Origin of the sequence: Haloferax sulfurifontis ATCC BAA-897 (assembly GCF_000337835.1) — an archaeon.
Classification (GTDB): domain Archaea; phylum Halobacteriota; class Halobacteria; order Halobacteriales; family Haloferacaceae; genus Haloferax; species Haloferax denitrificans.
The window spans coordinates 95,788-103,336 of record NZ_AOLM01000029.1 but is presented as its reverse complement, the minus strand read 5'-3'; the positions used below and the strand labels follow the sequence as shown (position 1 = coordinate 103,336).

The following is a 7,549-nucleotide window of genomic DNA, read 5'->3' as shown; positions in this document are numbered from 1 at the left end:
AAACGTACCGATAAGACTCACCACCCAAGCTCGTGAGGTTGCTATTTTAGCGCCCTAGCTTGCTATCAAGATCGTTGAGGACGTGGGGCTCGTCTCCACCCCAAATGAAACACAAGCACAGAGTATCTCACGCTTGCTTCGAACATGGCAGCAGGACGAGGCCGTCAGGGATGCTCTCCAAAAACTAACTCAGCAGACGTCGTCCGACTCTCACCACGTAATCTCAAATCGTGCTCCACCTTCGGAACCCGTTGTAACGCCGATCTCCCAACCATGGCCCTCCACAATTTGAGAGACAATTGAGAGTCCATAGCCAGTTCCGTCAGCAGTTGTCGAATATCCGTGGTCGAATATCTCTGACCGAATTGGCTCAGCGATTCCGGGGCCATCATCTTCGATATAGAGTCCCGTATCGTCAGGGAGGCTTCCAACAGTTACAGTCGCCCCAGCACCAGCATGGTCAACCGCATTGCGGAACAAGTTCTCTAGTAGTTCCTGAAAACGACTCTTATCCGCGGTGATCACTCCGAGTTCATCTTCTAGTTGGAGCGTCGCTTGCTGTGTCTCAACGCTACTCCACGACGCATGGAGACACTCACGGATATCAACCGACTCGGTCTCACCAACAACTTCGCCTCTTTTTGAGAGAGCAAGAATGTCGCTGACGAGATCATCAATTCGAGCGAGTGACGCTAAGACCCGCTCCAGTTCAGGGCTTTCGGACTGTTCATGGGCGATCTCAGTATATCCGTACGCGATAGAAAGTGGGTTCCGGATATCATGTGTTAAGATATCGGCGAACTCATTCAGCCGATCCTTCTGCTCTTGAAGCTGAGACTCCCGCTGACGCTGCTCGGTGATATCTCGGATGATGCCAGTAAAATACTGTTCCCCATTGTGTTCGTGTTCACGAAGGCTGATAAGCGTTGGAACTTCGTGTCCGTCCTTGTGCAACGCCGGGAGCTCGATCCCATCCCAGTCGATATTGCGCTCTCCTGTCGCCACATACGACGCTAATGCAGCCCCGTGGACTGCTTCTAAGCGCTCTGGGATGATTTTCATCTTCGAACTCCCAATTAACTCAGCGGGTGCATAGCCGAGGATGTCTTCAACGGCTGGATTGGCATACACGATGTTGCTATCCGAGTCGATCGTCAACATCCCCTCTGCCGCATTTTCTACCAATGTTTGGTAGAAATTATCGGCAGAGGTTGGAGGTGGGTGATCATTGTTCATGTACGGCTACTATGAGTATTCAGTAGTCACGGGTTCTTCAGGATGTTGCTGCGAGACTGACTGTATCTCAGTTGAGAGTTAATTACGATCCGACTTCGGAGTGAAAGGGGAAGAGGGAACCTTGACGTGTCTCAGGCCGGGTACCCCGAGACACGCCAATGCTGGTGGTTTAGAGGCACTCAGCACGAGTCTAGCCGTTCACGGGTGCATTTAATTTGGCGATTGGGGCTATCCTTGAGATATCGATCGGAGATTTTGATCGTGAAACTGAGAGAGTACTGAGCCCACCGGTCGTGAACAAATCACCTAGTCCACTCGTCGTTGACGATTAATTGAGACTCGTATTACCAGTACCACACCACAATTTCCAGTAAAGCACCTCAGTTTCGGTCTGCTGGGCCTCGGTGTGGCTTCGTCCGCAGGTCCTGCCGATCGCTCACGGGCGTCTACGAACCTGTCACGTACGTGGCGACGATGTCGAGAGGAAGTCCTGATAGGGCAGTGGTGGTATGGAAGACACCATAGCTCAACTCAAGTTAACCAACATGGCCCACGAATCCATAGTTTTGTTGGTTAAGACGATGTGGGCGGTTCTCGAGATTGCTGGCAGTAACACTACTCGAAACTTATTTATAAAAAAGTTTCGTACTATGTTACACCGTGCTCCGGCGCATCGAACTCGAAGTCCTCGCCACGGTCGACCGCGGCGACACGATCTCCGAGCTCGCGACGAAGCTCGACCACAGCGAGAGCTACCTCTCTCGTGCCGTCGGCGACCTCGTTGAAAAGGGACTCGTTTACACGGAACGCGACGGGCGGCGAAAACGAGTCATTCCGTCTGATGCTCGCGCCGTCGAACTCTATCAGGACCTCGTCCGCCAGCACTCCCACATCGAGTTCCCCGAACTGCTGATCGGCAAGGCACTCGAGGTGCTGTACTACCTCGACCAGCCGCGAACTGTCTCCGAGATTGCGGACCGGAGCGACAATTACCGCAACACGGTCAACCGCGTCCTCAAGCGGTTTCGCGACCGTGGGCTCGTCGGGACGGCCGACGGCCGCTACGAGTTCAACGCCGACTTCGACCGCCTCCACGAGTTCGCCCGTGAACTCGCACACCATCTGCATCGTCAACGCCTCGAAGCCGTCGCCCCGAAGGGCACGATTCTCTGGGAGGACTACGACGAATTCCTCGCCCAGGCCGAGACGGAGATCGACGCGGAGGCGTTCCACGAAACCGGCCTCGCTCGGTTCGCGGCCTTCGACCTCCAGTTCCTGCTCACCGGCCACCGCTACTACGTCTACTCCGAGGAACTCGACGCAGTCTCGCCGGCGGAGCTCTGCTGTCATACCCTCTTAATCGACGACGGCAGCCGCCACCGCTCGTACTGTCTCCTCCTGCTCAGCCACGTCGACGTCGACGGGGCGGACCTCCGAGCGCAGGCGGCGAAGTATGGACTCGAAGACGTGATCGACGCGCTGCTCCAGTACCTCGAGACGCAGGGCGAGGTCGAGGACGACCGGCTTCGCGTTCGAGAAATTGGGCAACCATATCCGCAAATCCGGGTTCATCATCGACGTGGAGGACGTGAATTTGAGGATTTGTAGACATAGATTAGTGATCGCTAATACGGTAACGGGCTGCTGCTACCCTACTTAAAATCGGTCACGTGATAAGAGTAATGGGCTTATCAGCATAACACCTGCCGAAAGCAGCAGCTATGCTACCTCATATCGCATAATGACTAATAAGTGTGAGCCGAAAATAATGTATTAGATGACCGTAGGGGATCCATCTGAGACACTTATTCGGGCGCTGGTAATTGAGCCCGCGGAGGCTGAAGGTGGTGGCCTCGCATCACAGCTCACCTACGAGAACCGGAACGGTTTTGAACTGTTGACCGTTCCCTCGCTGGAAAAAGCACGGTCAGTTCTCACTGTAGAACACGTCGATTGTGTCGTCACGCGCCACAATCCACCGGTGGTTGACGGCGTGGAAATTCTCTCGGCATTACGGGACGACTACCCAGAATTACCAATTCTCATTGCGACCGGAACGGCGCACGCCGACCATGTTCTCGACAGTTCAGCAACCGGTATAGTTGAAATGACCAACGGTGCGGTCCACGAAGGATTCGTCGCCAACCAAATCGAGTCTGTCGTTTCACGCGTCCGTGAACGTCGAACCTACGAATCCCGGTTGCAGGCAAGTCAAGAAAGCCTCCAAAGATTCCATCGCATCACGTCGGATCCTGACGCATCGTTTTCAGAGCAAGTCCATCAGATGCTCTCCTTTGGGGCTGACGTGTTCGGAATGGACATCGCGTTCCTCGCCCGTATCGACGCGGCGGCTGGTAACTTCGAGGTCGTGGCGGCACAGGGCGATCACGAACTAATCCAGGCCGGCGTCACCGACGACCTGTCACAGACGTATTGCCGCCGAACGATCGACGACAGCACGCGCTCTCCACTTGCGCTACAGAATGCCTCAGATGATATGGCGGGCGACCCTGCTTTCGAGAAGTACGGCTTGGGCTGTTATATGGGCGCTCGGATCGACGTAAACGATGAACTGTACGGCACACTGTGTTTCGCGGACAGCGAGCCGCGAGAATCCGACTTCTCCGAGGAAGAACAGGCTCTTATCGAGATCATGGCGCAGTGGTTGCGACAACAACTCGAACAGCGCGAGTACCGTCAAGAATTGGAGAATGCCCGAGATAGGTTTGAACGAACGCTTGAACGGGTAGACGATGCGTTCTTCGCTATCGATACCGACTGGTATGTCACCTACGTCAACGACGTCGGAACGGATGTTCTCCAGGAAGCGATGGGGCTCGGTGACAATGCCGAAATCGTGGGGCGGCACCTCTGGGAGAACATTCCTGAGGCTGTCCAGACAGAATTCTACGACCAGTATCACCACGCGATGGAGGCACAGGAGTCCGTCTCGTTCGAAGCCCATTTTGACCTGATGGATGTCTGGTTCGAGGTTCGGGCGTATCCGGATGAAGATGGTCTGTCAGTGTATTTCACTGATATCACCGAACGGAAGCAACGAGAGCAGGAACTTGAGCGGTTCCAAAACCTCCTCAACCAGACTGAACGCGTCGCTGAGGTGGGCGGATGGGAGATTGATGTCGAGACGAGGAGTGTCTTCTGGACGGAGCATCTCTTCGATCTCTTGGGTGTTGAGTCCGACACGGAACCGCCGCTTGACGAGGCGCTCGATGTCTACCACGAGGAAGACAGGCCGATCGTAGAGCAAGCCGTCGAAGAAGCGATCGAAGCCGTGGAACCGTTCGACGTGGAACTGCGGTACTGGAAGTCGGACGCGGAACTCCGCTGGCTCCGTGTGCAGGGTGTGCCAATCACGGACGAGAACGGTGATGTCGTGACGGTTCGTGGATCTGCCCAAGACATTACTGAGCGTAAAGACCGCGACCAGACGCTGAACGCACTCCTCTCCGCTTCTCAGTCACTCATCGAAGCCTCGGGTGAAGATGAACTCCTTACCACGATCATTGAGGAACTGGAGAGGGTCTTCGGGTACGAGATCACGTCGATCCGTCTTCACGATGCCACGGCTGGGACACTGCCACCGACCAGATACTCACAAAAGGCGAGAGAAAAAATCCCCAACCCACCGTCCTACGATGCGGATGAAAACCTGGTTGGACAGGCGTTCCAGTCACAGGAGCCGGTTATAATCGACGGCGACGTCAACACGACAGGTATCGATTATGGGGCGGTTGAATCCGGAATGTTCCTGCCGATGGGCGAGCACGGTGTGCTCGGGATCGCGGCATTGGAACCGGATGCGTTCACCGAGGAGGATGCCGCACTCGCGGAACTGCTTGCGTTGACGGCGGCGAGCGCGCTCGATCGTCTTGAACGAGAAACGGAGATGCGCCAACTCCAGCGGATTCTGGATCATCTCGACGAGAAGGTGTTCTTGCTTGACGAGGACGGCGCATTCTCGTTCGTAACCCAACCGCTAGCGTCGTATCTTGGTCAGAAGCCTGAACAACTTGTGGGAACGCGTCTCACGAGTCTCATCCCTTCAAGTGACGCCCCTTCGATTGAAGCTGCACTTCAGAAGGTGTCCACTGTACCGCCTGAAGAACGACTGGAAGTGGAATCCGAAATCAGAGTCAGAGATGGGAGTCAGCCTGTCGAGTTTGAGTTCTCGGCAACGGCAACCGAAGAGGGAAGAGCAACGATTGCAGCTGTCATGCACGACATTAGTGAACTCACTGAAACTCGCTCACATCTCGAAGCCGAACGCGATCGCTTCAAAGCGATAGCGGACACATCGTTTGATCTGCTCTTTCGATTTGACCTACAGGGCAAATTCACGTACATCTCCTCGGCATCCGAACGAATTTTGGGCTATACCCCCGAGGAGATGATTGGCCAACCGTTTGCCAAATATAATACTGAAGCGTCGGCTCAGAGAGCGATAAGTGCGTTCGAATCAGTACTCGACGGAGAGGAAATCACAAACGTTGAGCTCGATCTCATCACCGCTGATGGCGAGCATGTGATTCTCGAGGTGAACGGCAGACCTATCGTAGATGACGGGGAAATTGTCGGTGTCCATGGTGTCGGCCGTGATATTACCGCGCGAAAAGAGGCCCTCCGCGAGTTAGAAATCAAAGACAAGGCGATCGACAAAGCCAGAGTCGGCATTACACTCGCTGATGCGTCGCAGCCGGACAACCCATTGGTGTACGTGAACCAAGGGTTCGAGCAGATTACTGGCTACGACGCTTCAACTGTCCTCGGTGACAATTGTCGATTTCTACAGGGCGAGCAGACAGACTCCGCGGCTGTTAACACGCTCCGTGAACACATCGATAACCACGATCCAGTAGTCGTCGAACTCGTCAATTATAGAAGAGACGGATCGCCGTTTTGGAATCAAGTTCGTATCACACCAGTCTGAGATGAGACGGGCGATGTAACGCACTTCTTGGGCATCCAAGCTGATATCACTGAACAAAAACGATGGGAGCGACTGTTTGAGGTCCTCAACCGCGTGCTCCGTCACAACCTTCGGAACGACATGGGGGTTATCAGCGGCCGTAGTGGATTTCTCGTCGATGGTGACCAAAGCGATCCAGCCCAATTCGGAAAAATGGTCAAACGGAAAAGCGATGATTTAATTGAACTTTCCGAACAAGCTCGCAAACTCGAACAGATTGCGAGGCGTGACGCTGAGCCAACTCGAGTTGATCCGAACTCGTTGATCACGAACGTGATCGAATCGTATCGCGATGAGTATCCGGAGATGACGTTCGATGTCTCCATCCAGACTGATCGAGATATCTGTGCTGGGCGAGAGATCGAAGATGCGATTTCAGAACTTATCGAGAATGCGGCGAAACATAATACAGCCACGGAGCCACGAGTAACGATCGGATTACGTGATGACGGAGAGTCGCTTCTTCTTTCAATCGAGGATAATGGTCCAGGAATCAATGAGATGGAGGCAAACGTCATCTCAAAGGGCGAAGAAACGGCATTAGAACACGGGTCTGGTCTCGGACTCTGGTTGGTCAATTGGATCGTAACGCGGTACGGTGGCTCGTTCCAGATAGAGCCGAGTGATGATCCCGAGAACGGAACACGGGCACTCGTACGCGTGCCGGGACTTACTGACGAGGCACAGGTTACAGACGTTGCCCAACGCCCAACAATTCTCTTCTGGTGAGCTGTTTCTGATTTGTCTTCCTTCGGCGCTTGTGTGGTTTTTTACTCACTGTTTGGTCGCTCTGAGTTGGACGTAGGCCCTTCACAGGTTAGTCAACCACCGGTTGGACTGGAAGCCGTTCGAGACGCTGGTGACACGGAATACAGAGTGTCAGTAGGTTTCTAGGACATTTGCATCCTCAAACGTCAGATCTGGATCATTATAGAACCGGCGTCGAGGTATCCGATGGTGAACCGGGAGATTTGGGGTCCGAAAAGCGGGATCTACTCGGCGTTAACCAACACAGAATGGTGTCTTGCTCCGAACGTTGGTTAAGACAGGTCGCTACTCCTCACTCTCACGCAACTCTTCGGCTTTCCACTGGAGGAAACGCAGAATCTGTGTCCGGTTCTGGTGTGCGTTCTCGTAGGCAACACACTCCCGGAGGGTTTCCATGTCGGGGATCGTCGCGATTCCGGCCTTGATTAGTCGATGGTTCGGCGCTTCGAGGCGCTTCTCGGGTGGGAACTCGTCCTCACTCCCGTCGATGTCCGCGGAGTCATCCATCTCTATCAGCCTCCACCCCTTGTGGGAGAGAAAAACAGACCAGACGACTAG

5 protein-coding genes are annotated in these 7,549 nt (G+C 54.3%); 3 read left to right on the top strand and 2 right to left on the bottom strand.

Annotated features, from left to right (window positions below; all coding sequences use genetic code 11):
- Positions 1-210 precede the first annotated feature (210 nt).
- Positions 211-1,236: a two-component system sensor histidine kinase NtrB gene (locus tag C441_RS18760; protein ID WP_049920720.1), complete on the bottom strand. Its 1,026-nt coding sequence runs from the start codon at positions 1,234-1,236 to the stop codon at positions 211-213.
- Between the two features lie 660 nt (positions 1,237-1,896).
- Between C441_RS18760 and C441_RS18755 the strand changes: the two genes are divergently transcribed.
- From C441_RS18755 to C441_RS19405, 3 genes are all read left to right on the top strand, one after another.
- Positions 1,897-2,844, top strand: coding sequence for a helix-turn-helix transcriptional regulator (locus C441_RS18755; protein ID WP_007276534.1), 948 nt, complete (start codon positions 1,897-1,899; stop codon positions 2,842-2,844).
- 169 nt (positions 2,845-3,013) lie between these two features.
- The gene (locus C441_RS18750) at positions 3,014-6,184 is read left to right on the top strand and encodes a PAS domain S-box protein (protein WP_083874967.1); all 3,171 of its coding nucleotides are present in this window, start codon (positions 3,014-3,016) and stop codon (positions 6,182-6,184) included.
- Between the two features lie 27 nt (positions 6,185-6,211).
- Positions 6,212-6,952, top strand: a complete 741-nt coding sequence (locus tag C441_RS19405) for a sensor histidine kinase (protein WP_152420754.1) — start codon at positions 6,212-6,214, stop codon at positions 6,950-6,952.
- A gap of 324 nt (positions 6,953-7,276) precedes the next feature.
- On the opposite strand, the gene C441_RS18745 is transcribed toward C441_RS19405, so the two are convergent.
- On the bottom strand, positions 7,277-7,498 hold the full coding sequence (locus C441_RS18745) for a hypothetical protein (protein WP_007276533.1): 222 nt from the start codon (positions 7,496-7,498) through the stop codon (positions 7,277-7,279).
- Positions 7,499-7,549 lie beyond the last annotated feature (51 nt).

Bases quoted from the DNA above. Each gene is read 5' to 3' on its own strand.
- C441_RS18760 (WP_049920720.1), bottom strand. From the start codon at position 1,236: ATGAACAATGATCACCCACCTCCAACCTCTGCCGATAATTTCTACCAA.
- C441_RS18750 (WP_083874967.1), top strand. From the start codon at position 3,014: ATGACCGTAGGGGATCCATCTGAGACACTTATTCGGGCGCTGGTAATT.
- C441_RS18745 (WP_007276533.1), bottom strand. From the start codon at position 7,498: ATGGATGACTCCGCGGACATCGACGGGAGTGAGGACGAGTTCCCACCC.